15 protein-coding genes are annotated in these 17,203 nt (G+C 62.5%); 5 read left to right on the forward strand and 10 right to left on the reverse strand.

Going from position 1 to position 17,203, the window contains the following annotated elements:
- Positions 1 to 70 precede the first annotated feature (70 nt).
- Complete coding sequence (locus CK230_RS11300) at positions 71 to 628, forward strand: sugar O-acetyltransferase (protein WP_095817242.1); 558 nt, start codon at positions 71 to 73, stop codon at positions 626 to 628.
- On the opposite strand, the gene CK230_RS11305 is transcribed toward CK230_RS11300, so the two are convergent.
- Positions 615 to 1,592, reverse strand: coding sequence for a helix-turn-helix domain-containing protein (locus CK230_RS11305; protein ID WP_095817243.1), 978 nt, complete (start codon positions 1,590 to 1,592; stop codon positions 615 to 617). The genes CK230_RS11300 and CK230_RS11305 overlap by 14 nt on opposite strands.
- Positions 1,593 to 1,720: 128 nt before the next feature.
- Here CK230_RS11305 and CK230_RS11310 point away from each other — a divergent pair, with 128 nt between their 5' ends.
- Positions 1,721 to 2,362 carry a cysteine hydrolase family protein gene (locus CK230_RS11310; protein ID WP_095817244.1) on the forward strand — a complete coding sequence of 214 codons (642 nt, stop codon included), beginning with the start codon at positions 1,721 to 1,723 and terminating at the stop codon, positions 2,360 to 2,362.
- A gap of 63 nt (positions 2,363 to 2,425) precedes the next feature.
- Here the strand turns inward: CK230_RS11310 and CK230_RS11315 are convergent, their stop codons facing one another.
- The 9 genes from CK230_RS11315 to CK230_RS11355 all read right to left on the reverse strand — a co-directional run bounded on the left by CK230_RS11315 (position 2,426) and on the right by CK230_RS11355 (position 13,749).
- Complete coding sequence (locus CK230_RS11315) at positions 2,426 to 4,105, reverse strand: formate--tetrahydrofolate ligase (protein ID WP_095817245.1); 1,680 nt, start codon at positions 4,103 to 4,105, stop codon at positions 2,426 to 2,428.
- A gap of 318 nt (positions 4,106 to 4,423) precedes the next feature.
- Positions 4,424 to 5,548 (reverse strand): DUF2333 family protein, encoded by a 1,125-nt coding sequence (locus CK230_RS11320; RefSeq protein ID WP_095817246.1) that lies wholly within the window; start codon positions 5,546 to 5,548, stop codon positions 4,424 to 4,426.
- A gap of 105 nt (positions 5,549 to 5,653) precedes the next feature.
- On the reverse strand, positions 5,654 to 6,952 hold the full coding sequence (locus CK230_RS11325; protein ID WP_095817247.1) for a DUF6638 family protein: 1,299 nt from the start codon (positions 6,950 to 6,952) through the stop codon (positions 5,654 to 5,656).
- Positions 6,953 to 7,159: 207 nt separating this feature from the next.
- Positions 7,160 to 9,070, reverse strand: a complete 1,911-nt coding sequence (locus CK230_RS11330) for an ATP-binding protein (protein WP_095817248.1) — start codon at positions 9,068 to 9,070, stop codon at positions 7,160 to 7,162.
- Positions 9,071 to 9,072: 2 nt separating this feature from the next.
- A complete protein-coding gene (locus CK230_RS11335; protein WP_245429883.1) occupies positions 9,073 to 9,918 on the reverse strand; it encodes a Fic family protein in 846 nt (281 codons plus the stop codon).
- A complete protein-coding gene (locus tag CK230_RS11340; RefSeq protein WP_095817249.1) occupies positions 9,911 to 11,059 on the reverse strand; it encodes a hypothetical protein in 1,149 nt (382 codons plus the stop codon). The genes CK230_RS11335 and CK230_RS11340 overlap by 8 nt, the downstream gene beginning before the upstream one ends.
- A 137-nt stretch (positions 11,060 to 11,196) precedes the next feature.
- A complete protein-coding gene (locus CK230_RS11345; protein ID WP_095817496.1) occupies positions 11,197 to 12,285 on the reverse strand; it encodes a hypothetical protein in 1,089 nt (362 codons plus the stop codon).
- Between the two features lie 329 nt (positions 12,286 to 12,614).
- A complete protein-coding gene (locus CK230_RS11350) occupies positions 12,615 to 13,004 on the reverse strand; it encodes a cytochrome c family protein (RefSeq protein WP_095817250.1) in 390 nt (129 codons plus the stop codon).
- A gap of 133 nt (positions 13,005 to 13,137) precedes the next feature.
- The gene (locus tag CK230_RS11355; RefSeq protein ID WP_095817251.1) at positions 13,138 to 13,749 is read right to left on the reverse strand and encodes a thymidine kinase; all 612 of its coding nucleotides are present in this window, start codon (positions 13,747 to 13,749) and stop codon (positions 13,138 to 13,140) included.
- 249 nt (positions 13,750 to 13,998) lie between these two features.
- Between CK230_RS11355 and CK230_RS11365 the strand changes: the two genes are divergently transcribed.
- From CK230_RS11365 to choV, 3 genes are all read left to right on the forward strand, one after another.
- Positions 13,999 to 14,934, forward strand: a complete 936-nt coding sequence (locus CK230_RS11365; RefSeq protein ID WP_095817253.1) for a choline ABC transporter substrate-binding protein — start codon at positions 13,999 to 14,001, stop codon at positions 14,932 to 14,934.
- A gap of 200 nt (positions 14,935 to 15,134) precedes the next feature.
- Positions 15,135 to 15,989 carry a choline ABC transporter permease subunit gene (gene choW, locus CK230_RS11370; protein WP_095817254.1) on the forward strand — a complete coding sequence of 285 codons (855 nt, stop codon included), beginning with the start codon at positions 15,135 to 15,137 and terminating at the stop codon, positions 15,987 to 15,989.
- Positions 15,986 to 17,167, forward strand: a complete 1,182-nt coding sequence (gene choV, locus CK230_RS11375; protein WP_095817255.1) for a choline ABC transporter ATP-binding protein — start codon at positions 15,986 to 15,988, stop codon at positions 17,165 to 17,167. Before choW ends, choV begins: the two co-directional genes overlap by 4 nt.
- Positions 17,168 to 17,203 lie beyond the last annotated feature (36 nt).

Genomic DNA, 17,203 nt, shown 5'->3' on the forward strand with positions numbered 1-17,203 from the left:
GAGCCTTTGGCCACGGGCTTTTCTGACAATGGATTGTGCTTTGGCAGCACAATGATCTGGAGGTGTCGCCATGACGGAAAGCGAGCGCGCGAAGATGGCGGCGGGAGAATGGTACACCTGCATCGACGATGAGCTCGAGGCGCTGCGCTTCGCAGCGCGCGATGCGGTGTTCGAGCACAACAGCCTGCCGCCTCGGCAGCGCGGCAATATCGCTCCGGTCTTACGGACGCTGCTCGGCAGCGCGGGCGAGGGCGCGCGTATCGAGGCGCCGTTTCACTGCGCCTATGGCTTCAACCTGTTCCTCGGTGAGGGCGTCTTCCTCAATGCCGGTTGCACCATCCTCGATACCGCGCCGGTGCGCATCGGCAAGGGCACGCTGCTTGGCCCCAATGTGCAGATCTACTGCGCCGAGCATCATCGCGAAGCCACTGGACGGCTGGCCGGGCTGGAGATCGCAAAACCGGTGACGATCGGCGACAATGCCTGGATCGGCGGCGCCGCCATCATCCTCGGCGGCGTCAGCATAGGCGAGGGCGTCATCGTCGGCGCGGGCGCGGTGGTGACGCGCGACGTGGCAGCCAACACGACCGTCGTCGGTAACCCGGCGCGGGTTGTCACGCCGCGCTGAGCGCGCCCGCGATCTTGGAAAACTCCCGCCGATATTGCATCGGTGAGGTTTTCAGCCGCGCGGCAAAATGCTGGCGCAGCGAGGTGGCGCTGCCGAAGCCGGCTTCGAAGGCCACCATGTCCATCGACTTGTCCGTCTGCTCCAGCAGTCTTTGCGCCAGCGCCACGCGCTGGTCGGCCAGCCAGTCGCCGAAACTGGTGCCGGTGGTTTTCTGGAAGCGGCGCGTGAAGGTGCGGCGGGTAAGGCCGGCCGCGTCGGCGACGCTGTCGAGACTGTGCGCCTCGCCGAGCGTCGCGCGCACGTCATCGAGGGCCTTGGCGAACCGGTCGGCGTTCGGTGTCGGCGCAAGCGGCCGCTCGATGAACTGCGCCTGCCCGCCCTGCCGGTGCGGCGAGAGCACGACATGGCGGGCAAGCCGAAGCGCAGCCTCCGCGCCATAGCGGGCGCGCACGATGTGCAGGCAGCAGTCGAGCCCGGCGGCGACGCCGGCCGAGGTGATGATGTCGCCCTCGTCGACATAGAGCACGTCGGCGTCGATCGCGATGTCTGGATGAAGCGCCTGGAGCTGATCGGTATAGGCCCAGTGGGTCGTTGCCTTGCGCCCGGCCAGCAATCCGGCGCCAGCAATGGCGAAGGTGCCGAGGCACAAGCCCACGATCAGCGCGCCGCGCCGATGCGCGCCTTGCAGTGCCTCCTTGAACGGCGCGGCCAGAGGGGCATCGAGGTCCTTCCAGCTCGGGATGATGACGATATCGGCCTCGTCGAGCGCCGAAAGATCATGAGGCACGACGATGCTCAGCCCTACATCGGTATGAATGGGTCCCTCCTCCATCGCGCAGACGCGGAAGTCGAAGCGTGGCAGTCCAAGCTTGGTTCGATCGGCGCCGAACACAAGGCACGGCACGGAGAGATGAAACGGGCTGATGCTGTCGAAAGCGACAGCGGCGATGATCGGGTTCTTCATGGCTGACATCGTTTGCGTTGGTTGGTGATTGTCCCAATTCTTTCGAATGATGTCAATCGGGCCACTTTCTGCGTGCGGATGTTCGGCCTAGCTTTGCGCCATCAACCCGGTCGAAAAGGAAAACCGCCATGTCAGCACCAGCCACCCAGCCGCGCCGCGCGCTTATCGTCGTTGACGTCCAGAACGACTACAATGGCGGCAATTTGGCCATCCAGCATCCGCCCTTCGCCGAGACCGTCGCCAATGTGGCGCGCGCAATGGATGCCGCGGCGGCGGCTGGCATCAAGGTTGTCGTCATCAAGCAGATGGCGCCCGAGACCTCGCCCATCTTCGCCAAGGGCAGCCATGGCGGCGAGTTGCATCCCGAGATCGCCGGACGTGCCCGCGACCATTATGTCGAAAAGACGCTGCCATCGGCCTTCACCGGCACGGATCTGGAGGCCTGGCTGCGCGCCAACGCCATCGATACAATCGCGGTCGCCGGCTACATGACCCACAATTGCGATCTGTCGACCATCATCCACGCGGTGCATATGGGCTTCGCCGTCGAGTTCCTTTCCGATGCCAGCGGCTCGGTGCCCTATGCAAACAGCGCCGGCTATGCCTCGGCCGAGGATATCCATAGGGTGGTGACGATCATTCTGCAGTCGCGCTTCGCCGCGGTGCTGAAGACCGCCGAGTGGGTCGATTGCCTGAAGACCGGGAAGCTGCCCGAACGCGACACGATCTACGCCTCGAACCAGCGGGCGCTGAAGCGGAACGCGGCATAGTCCGGCAAGCAAAAAGGGCGCCGCAATAGCGACGCCCCTGATCATTCCCGGTCTGAAGGGTGCTTAGAACAGGCCCTCGATCTGACCCTGCTCGTTGAGGAAGATCTTTTCCGAGGACGGCGCCTTGGGCAGGCCGGGCATGGTCATGACCTCGCCGCAGATGATGACGACGAAGCCGGCGCCGGCCGAGAGCCTGACCTCGCGCACAGGCACGGTGTGGCCGGTCGGCGCGCCGCGCAGGTTCGGGTCCGTCGAGAAGGAGTACTGGGTCTTGGCCATGCAGACCGGCAGGTTGCCGTAGCCGGCCTGTTCCCAGGCATGCAGCTGGTCGCGGATCGACTTGTCGGCGATCGCCTCGTCGCCGCGATAGATGCGCTTGACGATGGTGTTGACCTTCTCGAACAGCGGCATCTCGTCGGGATAGAGCGGCGAGAACTGCGAGGCGCCGGATTCGGCGATCTCGACGACCTTACGAGCCAGGTCCTCGATGCCGGCCGAGCCCTGCGCCCAGTGCTTGCACAGGATCGCCTCGGCGCCCTGCGCCTTGACGAAATCCTTCATCGCCTGGATCTCGGTTTCAGTGTCGGTGGTGAAGTGGTTGATCGCCACCACTGCCGGCACGCCAAACTGCTTCACGTTCTCGATGTGGCGGCCGAGATTGAGGCAGCCCTTCTTGACCGCTTCGATGTTTTCCTTGCCGAGGTCTTCCTTCTTGACGCCGCCATTCATCTTCATGGCGCGCACGGTCGCGACGATGACCGCCGCCGAAGGCTTCAGCCCCGCCTTGCGGCACTTGATGTCGAAGAATTTTTCCGCGCCGAGGTCGGCGCCGAAGCCGGCTTCGGTGACGACATAGTCGGCGAGCTTCAGCGCCGTCGTGGTGGCGACGACCGAGTTGCAGCCATGCGCGATGTTGGCGAACGGGCCGCCATGCACGAAGGCCGGGTTGTTCTCCAGCGTCTGCACCAGGTTGGGCTGCATGGCGTCCTTGAGCAGAACCGCCATGGCGCCGTCGGCCTTGAGGTCGCGGGCATAGACCGGTGACTTGTCGCGGCGATAGGCGACGATGATGTCGCCGAGGCGCTTTTCCAGGTCCTTGAGGTCGGTGGCGAGGCACAGGATCGCCATCACTTCCGAAGCGACGGTGATGTCGAAGCCGGCTTCACGCGGGTAGCCGTTGGCGACGCCGCCCAGCGAACAGATGATCTCGCGCAGCGCCCGGTCGTTCATGTCCATGACGCGGCGCCAGGCGACGCGGCGGGTGTCGATGCCGAGCTCGTTGCCCCAGTAGATGTGGTTGTCGATCAGCGCCGACAGCAAATTATGCGCGGTGGTGATGGCGTGGAAGTCGCCGGTGAAGTGGAGGTTCATGTCTTCCATCGGCACCACCTGGGCAAGGCCGCCGCCGGCGGCACCGCCCTTGACGCCGAAATTCGGACCGAGCGAGGCCTCGCGGATGCAGATGATCGCCTTCTTGCCGATGCGGTTGAGGCCGTCGCCGAGGCCGACCGTGGTGGTCGTCTTGCCTTCGCCGGCGGGCGTCGGGTTGATGGCGGTGACCAGGATCAGCTTGCCGTCCTTGTTGCCCGTCACCGACCTGATGAACTCGGCCGAGACCTTGGCCTTGTCGTGACCATAGGGCAGCAGATGCTCGGTCGGGATGCCGATTTTGGCGCCGATCTCCTGGATCTGTTTCTTCTTGGCGGCGCGGGCGATCTCGATGTCGGACTTCACTTCGGCCATGACGGCTTTCCTTTGGATTGGGCGTTGGAAGGGACGGTTTTGATCAGTGGTGCATGTTCGAACGCCGTATGGGCGCAGGGGCATTTTCTAACCCTGTCGCTGCCCGGGCGTCAACTTTCATGCAACTATGTTTCCTGTAAAGAAAGAGGATTGCTGTTCCCGGTTCGACCCCTTCGGGTCTTCGGCGCCCGGTCGCTTGCGGCATATAGAAGCCAGAGCGGGGGCCGTTTCGCCGTCTCAAAACAGCCGCCTAATGCGCGAAAAGCGACAGGGGCGAGGGCGCAAATCCGCCATCGCCCCTGACCACTGACAGCCGGGCTATTGGGTCAGGACGTTGCTGATCTCGACCATGTTGGAGCGCACGCGCAGGATGTAGAAGCCCATCGTCGTCAGATGCGTCGGCAACAGCCAGCCATCCTCGCGGCCGTTGGCGATGATGAAAGGCTGGATGCGCAGCGCCGAGACGAACTGCGAATCCATCGTATCCCACAGGCTCTGCAGGTGCTTTTCCTTGAGGACGTCCTCGAAGTCGGCCTGGGCGCCTTTCATCAGGCCGTAATAGGCATAGAGCTGGCCATAGGCGAACCAGAAGCGGTCGTCGGCGCGGGTATCGAACCAGCCATTGTTGTGGTTTTCGGCGCGCTCCTTGAGAATCGCCGAGGTCGAGCCGATATCCGAGGCGATGCGGTCGATATATTGCTTGAGATTGTCGGCGCGCGCGTCGAACGTCGCCTGGCAGGTGGCGAGACGCGCATTGAAGGAACGCAGCTTGCGCACCGCGTCGCGATAATAGCTCGGCGTTGGCGTCTTGGGGCCGAAGGGGTTCAGGCCGAAATACCAGGTGTACTCGTCGAACTGCAGATTGCCGCGTGCGTCCTGCAGGTCGGCATCGATCTGAGAGGTCGTGCGCACGCGGCCGAGATTGTCGGCAAGCTCGGTCGCCGTGCGCCGAACCGCCTGATTGATGCCACGCTGGAAGGACGCCTTGTTGTCCATCCAGGGCGTGTTGTCCCAGTCGATGCCGAACAGGCCGAGCTTGTAGAGGATCATCGACGAGATCCAGGCATTCTGGTTGACGTTGAAGTCGGTCAGATCGGCGGCGACCTGGGCGATCGCGGAGTTACCGCAGGTCTTGGCCGTGTCGGTGCCGGCGCCGGCGGACACCTGCTCGCCGGCGGACACGTTGCGCTTCTCGAACGTGTAGGTGTCGGGATAGTTCGGGTTGAAATCGTTCCACCACTGCGTGGCGTAGAAGAAATTGGCGTAGAGGCCGATCAGCACCAGGAGAGCAAGACCGACCACCGCCTTCAGGATCCAGCCGCGCTGTCCGTACCAGCGGCCGACCCACATGAACGGCCACAGAATGATGCCGATGATGAAGCCGATGCCGCGGCCGATCCACTGGAAGATCCGGGTGAAGAAGTTCACGATTGGGTCGAGCATGGCTGTGGCACCCCCTTAGAGCATTTCACCGTTTCAAGGGAAACGGCGATCTGCCCTAACCCTTTGTTTTGGCGCAATTCCGGGCGGAAAGCCGCCCAGACTTTTCTAGTCAGTCAAGCCGTAAAAGCGCGCGCGGAACGCCGCCTTGTCCTTCAAATATGTGGTGTTCAGAACGTCCACAACATGACTTCGCCAGGCGTCGCTGAAGCCGTCATAGTCCTTGTAGAAACCCGGCTTGTTGAAGACGTAACGGGAGACGAAGTCCTGCGGCACGAAATCCGAGATCAACTGGTTGGTCAGCCAGGCATCGGGATGGTCGGGCTTGGCGCGCACGACCAGGAAGCGCTGGCGCGGCGGCACGTCTTCGATCTTGAGATGGCCGAGCTGGGCGATCTCGCGCTTGGCGGCGTTGAGGAAAGGAAAGTTTCCGTCGCTCGCGATCAGGTCGGCATGGCCGTGGATCCAGGTCTGCAGCCAGACCTTGTCGACGTCGGTGAGATTTCGGTTTGGCTCGGCGTCGCGGATCAGCGCACGCACGATCATCTCGGCGCGATGCTCGAGATAGCCGGAGGCCTCGATCCACGAGGCGCGCGGCAGGTCGAGGCGGCCGCTGGCGGCAAGGAAGCGGAACACCTTGTCGGCGTCGTTGATCGACAGGTAGCTGACCTGCCAGGGGCGTGAGCGGCGGAAGCCGGGAGCGGCTGGATCGCAGATCACCGTCGTCATATCGGGGTCGACGAAGACATAGAGGCCGCCGAAATGGCTGGTCCAGTAGGCATTGTGGCGGAAGATCACCTGGTCGGGGACCAGCGCGTTCTCGCGGATGTCGCCGCAGACCTTGGCCAGATCGACCATGCGCTGCAGCATGGCATTGTCGCGCCAGGCGTCGGGCTCCTGCTTCAGCCGGTCGACCAGCTTGCCAAGCTCGGCCGCCTTGCCCAGCACATCCTCGGCTGACAGCACCTTGAACTCGACCTGGTTGATCGAAAGCAGGTCCTCGATGTCGTTGACCTTGGGGACCGAGTCCTCGATCTCGCCGTAGATCACGTCCTTGATGGTCAGCGCGTCGATGGCGCGCTGGTTCTTCGACATGAACTCGAACATCAACTGCGAGGTGTTGGAGAAGGCGGTGTGGACCACCGGCAGGTCGATCTGCGACGGCGTCAGGATGATGAAACGCCGATTGACCTCGTTGGGATCGAGATAGTCGAAGTCGCCGCACTCCTCGGCGACCTCGGGCGAGAAGCCGGTGCGGTCGATCTGGAAGCTCTTAAGCTTGGTGGGTTCGAGACCAAACGCGGCCATCGCCTTGTTGTAGCGCTGGATGAGATGCGGCTCGTCGACGGTCAGCAGGCGACCGTAGATCAGCTCATTGTCGCGCAGAAGGTCTGTTTTTTTCTTCACCTGTCCTTCTCCCCGTTCAAGGGGAGAAGGTGATGAAGGGCGCGACCTTTCCTTCTCCCCTTGTGGGAGAAGGTGGATCGGCGCGATAGCGCCGAGACGGTTGAGGGGTGTTCTAGCGGAGTGAGACGCTCGCTTTCCCTGGAGCACCCCTCATCCGGCCGCTTCGCGGCCACCTTCTCCCACAAGGGGAGAAGGGTAAGGCGCGCTTCACGCATTCCACGCCCCCTTCTTCTTCAACTCCTCCATCTCGCGGGCCGCGCGCTCACGCAGCCGCGCGTCGCGCAACAGCTTCTCTACCGCGGCGTCGTCGGACTTGTCGGAGTAGCGGAATTCGGAATCGGCGTAGCGGTTGATCTCCTGCATGACCATGTCCATCGAAAACGGCCCGCGCAGTTCCTCGATCATCGCCTTCTTGTCGTCGTAGCTCTTGTGCATGAAGGCTTCGGGCTTCTCGAACCAGTCGTCGGGCAGCTCGATGTCCATGGCGCGCATTTTTATCGCGTCGGTGACGTTCTTGATGGCGCGGCCGGTGAAGCGCGGTTCGGCGTCCTTGATCATGTGCAGATAGGTGCCGACGTCCGCCATGGTCTTAGGCGCGCCGTTTTCCTTCATGTAGCGCTCATAGACCTTCAACAGCCCGTCTTCCTGCGGCTTCTCGTGCTCTTCATACGCCTCGGCCACGGCACGCTGGATCTCCTGCGCGGCATAGAGCTTATGCTCGCCCAGCGGGATCTTGTGGTTCTTGCCGGCAAGCAGCACGAAGATGTCGATATAGTCGTCACGGGTCTGTGGGCCGTCGACCAGCCAGCGCGCGCCGGCGCGCTGGCGCAGTGCGTCGTCGACGTTTTCGGGGTAGTTGGAGAACATGCCGAAGGAGCAGTTGCCGCGCACCACCGTCGAGGCTCCGGCGAAGGCGTCCATCAGCACGCCGGTGATCTCCTGCTGGCCGGCCGACGCGCGGTCGTCGGAGCGGCGCGCGGCCACCTGGTCGATATCGTCGATGGTGCCGAAGCCAATGACGCGCGGATTGAGCACATTGTTGATGAACTGGCGGCAGTTCTGGCCGGACTTGCCCTGATAGGACGAGATCTGGTCGACGCCGAAATTCTCATAGGCGAACGGATAGCCGGCGACCTGGCAGTAGCCGTTGACGAGCCCGGCGATCATCTGGATCAGCGTCGTCTTGCCGGTGCCCGGCGCGCCGTCGCCGATAAAAGTGAAGAGGAAGCCGCCGAGTTCGACGAACGGGTTCAGCTCGCGCTCGAAGTCGTAAGCCATCAGCATCTTAGCCAGCCTGACCGACTGGAATTTGGCGATGTGGTTGCCGACGACCTCTTCCGGCTTCTTGAAGGTCATCACCAGCGGCTTGGAGCGCTTGCCCGGCGCAACGTCGAATCCGTCGAGGGTGAAGTCGTCGACGTCGATACGGATATGCGCGTTCTCGAACAGGGCGATGCCGTCGAAGCGGCGCTTTCGCGCCAAGAGCCCGTCGATGGCGACACGGGCGAAGGCGCGAGCACGCGTCGTCAGATCGGCGTCATCCTTCGAGCCGGCAATCGCCTTGTCGAGGCCGGCGACGATCGACTTCACCGCGTCCTGCGGCGTGTCGAACAGGAAGTCGGGCTCGGCGATGTCGTTCGGCGCCTCGCCGTCGCTGTCGATCAGCTGGAACAGGTAGGAGGCAAAGCTGAAGGCGGAGACGTAAGCCGAAGCCGACAGAAGCTTCTTGAAGGTCGACGCCTCGTCTCCTTCGAGCGGCGCCCGCGCGTTTTTAGCCTGCAGGCTTTCGAGGTCGGAGCCTTCGGCGAAGACATCGGAAATGGCGAGCGCGATCGCCAGGCCACGGCGGGCGCGGTAGAGCAGCGTGTGCTGCGGGATGCTCATCAACTGGTCGTCGGGATGGATGGCCGCGACCGTCTTTGTGAGCTCGACTTCGCGCGTGCGGCGCACCGAGCCGACCGAAACGGTCGAGACGAAGCGGCGGTTGGTGCCGGCAAGCGCGGTGCCGGACTCGCGCGCCGGATCCTCCAGCACGACGATGCGGGTGATGAAGCTCTGCGCCATGGCGCGGTGCTTCTCGATTGCGGCTTCCGAGATCGTGGTCAGGCCGGTGTCCATCGTCAGCTCCTCATCGGAATTATCGTGCCGTCGCCGGCAGACGAATCCCGAGCTTGATGGGCGGCATCGAGATACAGGTCCAGCGTCTGATCCAGTCTTTCGAAAAGCAGTCTGTCGAAGGCGGCATGACCGCCGCCGCGCTGGTCGGCCTCAAGCGCCGCGATGTAGGCAGGGCGATCTTCGGGTCGGATGGCCACGGGCGGATAGCCGGAGCGCGCCAGCACAAGGTTCATCAACAGCCGCGCCGTGCGGCCATTGCCGTCATTGAAGGGGTGGATGCCGACGAGCCGCCGATGGGCCTCGAAGGCAGTCTGCGGCGTGCTGCGTGCCGGACCCAGCCAGCGACAGAACGTTTCCATAAGCGCCGGGACCTCCGCCGGGGACGGGAAATTATGAACGCCGGCATCGGTGTTCACATAGCGGGCGCTATCGGCGTAGCGACCGGCGATCTGCGGTTTGGAATTCGCGACGACCAGATGATGCAGGTTGCGAAGGTCCGCCTCGATTATAGGAGCATCGCGTTGTGACGCGATTTCCAACACCCAGTTCAGAGCCCGCGCATGATCGACCGCTTCGAGATGGTCCTTGAGGGGCTTGCCGCTGATCGTGATGCCCTTCTCTAGCACCAGGGCGGTCTCACCCGCGGTCAGCGTGTTGCCCTCGATCGCGTTCGACGTATAGGTGATGTCGATCCGCTGCGTGTGCTCCAGGCTATCCAGAGCACCTAGGCGAATTTTCCTTCTTAAAGCGTCCAGCTCTCTTTTCTTGGCGAAAACTCTGCCTGCTGGGGTCATTTTTCGCACCTCGCTCGCGCGCCGCGCCTCTGGCTGCGCAAGCATCTCATACATCGCTGATGACCTGTCCGTTGGACAGGATGTGGACCTTGTAACCGGAAAAGATCTTCTGCGCCTCGCCCGCGGCGTAGAGCGCCTGGTAGGCCTCGTGCGGGATCAGCGCGTGGTTATCGTAGCTCGAGACGCCCTGCCGCGCCGCTTCGAGATCGTCGGTGTTGATGAAGAATTCCTGCGTCGTCTTCTCGCTGGAGAAAAGACCCCTGCGGCCGGGCTTCTCGCTCTTTGAAAAGACCTCCTGGATTGTCCAGGTGAGCAGCCAGGCATTCTCCGGCTTGCGCACCTTGGAGAGCACCTCGGCCACGGTCGAATTGTTGTCGGTGATGCCGGCCGAGTAGAAGGGCCCAAGCACGACGCGCCGCAACTGCTTCGGGTGCAGCGGCTCGAAATCCTTGTCGAGATTGACCGCGATCGTTGCCGGCGAGAGCGTGTAGGCAGAGTTCTTCTCGGTGAAGTCGTCGAAGCGGTGTGCAAGCTCCGGATTGAGCAGGCCGTCGACAGGAAGGGGAATGTCGACGCGCTCGTTCAGCTTGCCGGTGCTGTCGTCGACAAGCTGGCGAACCATGCTTTCGGAGGAGTCCTCGACCGTCACCATATAGATCAGCGGCAGGTTGGCGCCGCCGTCGAACGTGGCCCAGTGGACGAGATAATAGGGCCGCATGGTCTTCGGGTTGACCGAGACTTTGGCCGTCTGCGCAAGTGTGAACGGGCCGAAGGTCGCCTCGCTCTTGACGTCCTCCAGATAGAGCCGCTCGGCCATCGACTTCTGCAGCGCCTCGGGAAACTCCTTGTGGCGCAGGATGAAGTCGGCCATCTCCTCGCGCAGCTCGCCGGCCTGCGGGATGTTGGCCAGGCGGGCATCGGCGTGCTGGCGGTCGTTTTCCAGCTCGAGCAGGTTCTGGAAGACGGGATAGCCGCTGTCGGCACGCGAAATGCGGAAGGTGTCCATGAAGCCCAGCCGGTTGCGCCAGCAGGCAAAGGATTTGTCCAGGCGCGCGATATATTCCGCGACGATCTTGGCGACGATGCCGTGTCGGTAAAGCGGCGAGCGGTCGTCGCGCATGAACACTTCCAGTCCGCCCAGCGCCGCCGTGATGGCGGAGAAATAGCGTGCCGCCGCGTCGCTTTCAGGTGTCATGGGGCTGCCGTGGAGATGAAATCAGCGGCGCCGCCCAAGCAGCTATTTGTGGGATGCCCCACGAATAGCTGCTTGGGGTTCCTTTGTTTTTCGCAGGTTCTGACCGCAAAACCGTGGGACACTTTTGCGGAACCCGCTTAGGACTGCACGTAGTTGGCGGAATTGTGCTTCTTCATCACCTCGTCGAAGCGGCGCGCGAAAGCGTCGTCGGCAAGCTTCTTGCGTCGCTGGATGTCGGCTGAAGCCACCATGTTCTTCTCATGCATCTCGAGCAGGTCGCCGATATGCTTCTGCGAGGCGGCGCCGATGCCGGCCATCGTCTCTTCCGCCGTGTTGTCGACCTGGCTGCCCAGCGTGTTGATCTTGTGGGCGACGTCCTGCTGGGCGGCTGTCTTCAGCGAATCTTCCAGGGCCTTGTAGAGGACGATGCGCTGCTCGGTGTCGATGGTCAGCTTGTTGATCAGCGTCGACTGCGCGGCGATCTGGTTGTTGAGCGAATCGACGAAGGTCTGGAACATCGAGGTGTAGCGCTCCAGCGTCTGGCTTTCGGCGAGCAGTTCCTGCTCCTTGGCCTGTTTTTCATTGTACTCGGTCGCCATTTTGGAGCGCTCGCCCTCGAGCTCGGTCCGCTCTTTCTGCGTCGTCGACGCGGCGATCTTGTTCTCGATGTCGAGCAGCAGCGGGTTCAATTCCTCGATGCGCTTCTGCACCGCTTCCAGACTGGTCATGGTCGTCTTGCGGCGCTCGATCACCTGCGACAGGCTGGTTTCGGAGGTCTTGTAGCGCTGGTCGAGGATCTGCTTCTGCGCCTTCAGGATGCCGACGATGGTGTCCGACTTCGCCAAAAGCTCCTGCAGGTTGCCGGCTAAAGACATATTGCGGACGCGATCGGTGCGCATGCGCTGCTTGCGCTGCGCCGAAAAGACGCCGACGAAGTTTTCCCAGCCTGTGTAGTTCTTCATGCTTTCGAATTCGGCGCCGAAGACGTTGGTGGCGTCTTCTAGCCCGATGATCAGGTCGGCGATGTTGCCTTCCATAACCTTCTGCTGCTTGAGCACGTCCTCGATGCGGGCGTTCTCGATGTCGAAATTGGCGTCGCCGATCTTCTTATCGGCCTGAGCGAGCGTGTCGAGCACCGTGCCGGACTGCTCGATCTTGGTGCGCATGTCCTGCACGACCTGCTTGGTCTTGGCAATTTCGGCATCGAAATTCTGCAATGTCGCCATTGGGGCCTCCCGCTTCGGCATCCGTTTCCATGTCGTGGCGGCGAATATATGTGGGGCTTCAAGGGATTGAAAGAAGGAACACAAGGAGAGACGTTAAAACAAAAGAACTGGTCAGGTCCTTGAAAGACAAGGCAAGCATGCGTAAGGCGCCCAGTAACGTTCGCCGCGTTCAAACAGCTTTGATATGCCTTAAGCTCTTGTTTTTGCAAACAGCCAAGGTGGTGAAACAGCGCCGGAAAATCTGTTGCGGCGAGCGATGATGAAATCAATGATTCAGCGACCAGCCTTTCGCGCGAGGGTCGGGCGAATGCCGGTTTCTCCCGCATCGGTCAGGGCTTCGGATCGGCCTTGAGATAGGCAATCACATTGGCGATGTCTTCGTCGCTGGTCAGGCCGGTGAAGGCCATCCTGTTGCCGGGAACCTTCTGCTTGGGCGCCTTGAGATATTCGGTGAGATTGGCTTCGTCCCAGACGAGGCCCGCGGCGCCGGCGTCCTTCATGGCTTGCGAATAATGGCCGGCAAAGCTCTCCGCCGAGCCGGCCTTGCGGCCGACGACACCCAGCAGATGCGGGCCGACCTTGTCGCGCTCCGTCTCCGCCTCGTGGCAGGCGATGCAACGGTTGAAGACCTTCTTGCCAAGTGCTGCATCGCCGCCGGCATGCGCGGCAAGGCCGCTGGCAAGCAGGAAAAGCGCGGCGGACGAAACGGCTCGAAACATTGAGGATCCCCCGACGGCTTCTGGCTGGAGCGAAAAATAGAGCGAGGGCCTTAACAAAGACATCACAAAACGGTGCCGTTGCATGCGGGTGGCCGCCGGCTACCCGACGATCGGCAGCCAACAGGCTTCCGGCTCAGCGGCTGACAAAACCAATGAAATCGTCGGGTGCAGCCCTGCCCATCTCCTCCTCCCAATGGCGGCGGCAGAGCGAGACATAGACGTCCTTGCCGATAGCGACCTGCTCGCCCTGCTTGGCCACCTTGCCGTCGGAGCCGAGCCTGACCACCATCGTGGCCTTGCGGCCGCAGCGGCAGATGGTACGCACCTCGCGCAAATCGTCGGCGATCGCGAGCAGCGCGCGCGAGCCGGAAAACAGCTTGCCCTGGAAATCGGTGCGCAGGCCGTAGCACATGACCGGGATGTTCAGCCGATCGGCGGCGCGCGCGAGCTGCCAGACCTGCTCCTCCTCGAGGAACTGAGCCTCGTCGACGAACACGCAATGCACGGTCGTATGTTCGTGATGCTCGACGACCCTGGCGAAGAGGTCGTCGCCGTCGCGGAACATCTCCGCTTCGGATTCGAGGCCGATGCGCGAGGAGATCAGCCCGCTATTTCCCTTGCGGTAGTGGCCGGCGACGAACAGCATCGTCGACATGCCGCGTTCGCGATAATTGTAGGACGCCTGCAAGAGCATAGTCGTCTTGCCGGCGTTCATCGTCGCGTAGTGGAAGTAGAGCTTGGCCATAGGTGCTTTTAAGCCGACTTGCCGCGACACGGGGAGGGGGCGCCGGCTCCGTCCACCAAAAACTCCGTGCCGTGGCAAAATTCGATGTCGTTCAAAAACCCGTCATGTCGTTTACTGGCCAGTGCGCGCCGTTCATCGTGACGTTGAACCGCTTGAAACAACTTCAAAATGGTGTTTGGCTGACGAAACAAGGCGGGCGCAAGAACCGTGACTTCGCTTTGCCTCAAGAATTGCAATGGGAGAAAGTTCATGTCGCGTATGAAATCTATCGTCGCAGGCATCGGCCTTGCGGCGCTTCTGACCACGACCGCAGCCTATGCCGGCGATCCGGAGAGCTGCAAGGCGGTTCGCCTGTCCGATGTCGGCTGGACCGACATCCAGGCCACGACGGGGCTGGCCTCGGTGCTGCTCACCGCGCTCGGCTACGAGCCGCAGACGATCCAGCTTTCGGTGCCGGTCACCATGGCTTCGCTGAAGAACAAGGACCTCGACGTCTTCCTTGGCAACTGGATGCCGTCGATGACCAACGACATCAAGGACTATACCGCCGACGGTTCGGTCGAGACGATCAGCACCAACCTGACCGGCGCCGGCTACGGCATCGTCGTGCCGACCTATGTCGCGGACGCCGGGGTCAAGACGCTGACCGATCTCGGCAAGTTCAAGGACAAGTTCAACGGCAAGATCTACGGCATCGAGGCCGGCAATGACGGCAACCGCATCATCCTCGACATGATCAAGAACCCGAAGGACAATCTCGAGGGCTTCGAACTGGTCGAGTCGTCGGAAGCCGGCATGCTGACGCAGGCCGAGCAGTCGATGAAGAACAATGAGTGGATCGCCTTCCTCGGCTGGACGCCGCATCCGGTGATGGGCGCCATGAAGATCACCTATCTCGACGGCATGGGCGACAGCGGCTTCGGCGCCGCCACCGTCTACACCAACGTGCGCAAGGGCTACACGACCGAATGCCCGAACGCCGGCAAGTTCATCGCCAATTTGAAGTTCAATCTCGACATGGAAGGCGAGATGATGGACGCGATCCTGAAGGGCGGCGATGCCCAGACGGTGGCGAAAGACTGGCTGAAGAAGCATCCCGACGCCGTTGCGCCGTGGATTGCGGGCGTCACCACTTTCGATGGCGGCGACGCGGCTGCCGCCGTCAAGACCGCGCTCGGGAGCTGAGCCGGCTTTGAGTCCGGAATGATCATCCGGAAGAGGGCAGCCAGTAGAAAAGGCTGCCCTTTTTCTTAAGACGCGTTGCGCTTTAAGTCTCTGTTTTTATGCATGTCATTTCCCAAATCCGCTGCACACTTTTGGGTGACATGCGTTAAGCTGTGAGAAGGTGACCGTACGGCAAGTGCGGCGCAGCCGAGAGGGGAAAGATGGATCCGATTTCGAAATTCCTGACCGACTACAAAATCCCCATCGGGCCATGGGGCAAAGCGTTCTTCGGCTTCCTGACCGACAATTTCGACACGATTTTCCGGGCGTTTTCGAACGGACTGAATTTCATCCTCGACGGGGCGGTGAATCTTCTGCTGATGGTGCCGCCGGTGCTTCTGGCGCTGGTCGTTGCGATCGTCGCCTGGCTGCTGCAGCGTTCGCGGCCGCTCGCCATCGGCGTCTTCCTCGGCCTGATCTTCATCATCAACCAGAACCTGTGGAAGCAGACGGTGCAGACGCTGGTGCTGGTGGTTGCCGCAGCGGCCATGGCGATGGCGATCGGCGTGCCGCTCGGCATCTGGGCCGCGCACAAGCCGAAGGTCTACCGCTTCATGCTGCCGGTGCTCGACCTGATGCAGACGCTACCGACCTTCGTCTACCTGATCCCGGTGCTCACCCTGTTCGGGCTCGGCAACGCGCCCGGTCTCATCGTCACCATCATCTTCGTCATCCCGACGGCCGTGCGGCTCACGCATCTCGGCGTGGTTTCGGTGCCCAAGGCGATCATCGAAGCGGGCGAGGCCTTCGGCGCCACCAAGCGCCAGCTTCTGTGGAAGGTGGAGCTGCCATCAGCGCTGCCGACCATCATGGCGGGTCTCACGCAATCGATCATGCTGTCGCTGTCGATGGTGGTGTTCGCCGCCCTGATCGGCGCCGGCGGCCTCGGCACGGAAATCAACCGCGCGCTCGGCTCGCGCCGCATCGATCTCGGGCTTGAGGCGGGCCTCGCCATCGTGGTGCTCGCCATCGTGCTCGACCGCATGACCCGCATCGGCGTTGGAGGCAAGAAATGACCGTCGCGGTTGATTTCAAGAACGTAGACATCGTCTTCGGCGCCGATCAGGCCGGTTCGCTGGCGCTGATCGACCAGGGTGCCACGCGCGCCGAGATTCTCGAAAAGACCGGCAATGTACTGGGTTGCGCCGGCGCCAGCCTCACCGTGCATGAAGGCGAGATCTCGGTGCTGATGGGCCTGTCCGGCTCCGGCAAGTCGACGCTGCTTCGGGCCGTCAACCGGCTGAACGTCGTGTCGCGCGGCCAGGTGCTGGTCAAGGACGGCGACCGCACCGTCGATGTCGTCACCTGCGACGAGGCGACCTTGCGGCGGCTGCGGCAGAAGCAGGTGGCCATGGTGTTCCAGCAGTTCGGGTTGCTGCCCTGGCGCACCGTCGAGGAAAATGTCGGCTTCGGCCTCGAGCTTGCCGGCGTGCCGGAAGCCGAGCGCAAGGCGAGGGTGCAGAGGCAACTGCAGCTCGTCCATCTCGATCAGTGGTCGAAGAAATACGCGCATGAGCTTTCGGGCGGCATGCAGCAGCGCGTCGGCCTGGCGCGGGCCTTCGCCACCGAGGCTCCGATCCTGTTGATGGACGAGCCGTTCTCAGCGCTCGATCCGTTGATCCGCACCAAGCTGCAGGACGAATTGCTGCAGCTTCAGGCGGAACTCAAGAAGACCATCATCTTCGTCAGCCACGACCTCGAGGAGGCGCTGAAGATCGGCAGCCACATCACGATCATGGAAGGCGGCCGCATCGTCCAGACCGGCGCGCCGGAAGACATCGTTCTCAGACCCGCCAACGACTATGTCCGCGACTTCATCGCCAATGTGAACCCGCTGTCGGTGCTGACGGCGTGGAACGTGATGCGCGACCGCCGCGACCTGGAACAGGGCGACAATGGCTGGGTGTGGCTCGACCGGCGCAAGACGACGCGCTTCAAGATCGACGAGCATGGCCTGGTGGCCGCGGCCGAACGCGACGGCAAGCCGGCGGTGTGGGTTTCCTGCGCCGATGTCGAGCGCCAGCCGGAGGAGGGGTCCCAGGTGTTCTGGGCCAATCCCGGCACGCCGCTGAAAACGGTGATGCTCGCCATGCACCGCTCGCAGACGGCGCCGGTGGCGCTGTTCGACGAAGGCTCGCGCTTCGTCGGCGCGATCGGCATCCGCGACGTCCTGAGCGCCGTGCTTCGGCGATAGGCTTCTTTCGCTGGCACGCCGGATCTCCGGTCCGCG

Origin of the sequence: Mesorhizobium sp. WSM3859, from assembly GCF_002295065.1 — a bacterium.
Classification (GTDB): domain Bacteria; phylum Pseudomonadota; class Alphaproteobacteria; order Rhizobiales; family Rhizobiaceae; genus Mesorhizobium.